The following is a 333-nucleotide window of genomic DNA, read 5'->3' as shown; positions in this document are numbered from 1 at the left end:
AGATAGGTCGCGTCGATCATCACCGTCTTGCGTTCGGAAGACTGAGGCGCAGCCAAACCTTCCATCATCCGCAGGAACACGCCCTTATCGCTCCACCGCTTCCAGCGATTGTAGAGCGTCTTGTGCGGACCATAATCCTTCGGTGCATCCCGCCAGCGCAGCCCGTTACGGTTCACAAAGATGATCCCGCTCAACACCCGTCGATCATCAACCCGGGGCTTGCCATGGCTCTTGGGGAAATACGGCTCAAGCCGCGCCATCTGGTCGTCCGTCAGCCAATACAGGTCACTCAATTCCAGTCTCCTCACGGAGCATGAATCAGATCGCAACGCC

1 protein-coding gene is annotated in these 333 nt (G+C 57.7%); it reads right to left on the bottom strand.

The genetic code is table 11. The annotated features are described in order from the left end of the window. A partial coding sequence (locus ACUCV3_RS27380; protein WP_482241482.1) for a transposase occupies nt 1-293 on the bottom strand: 293 nt, incomplete at its 3' end. Nucleotides 294-333: the final 40 nt, after the last annotated feature.

Source organism: Sphingobium sp. VMM, from assembly GCF_056790315.1.
Note: the sequence above shows the minus strand (reverse complement) of the source record. Positions and strands in the feature narration are given on the sequence as shown.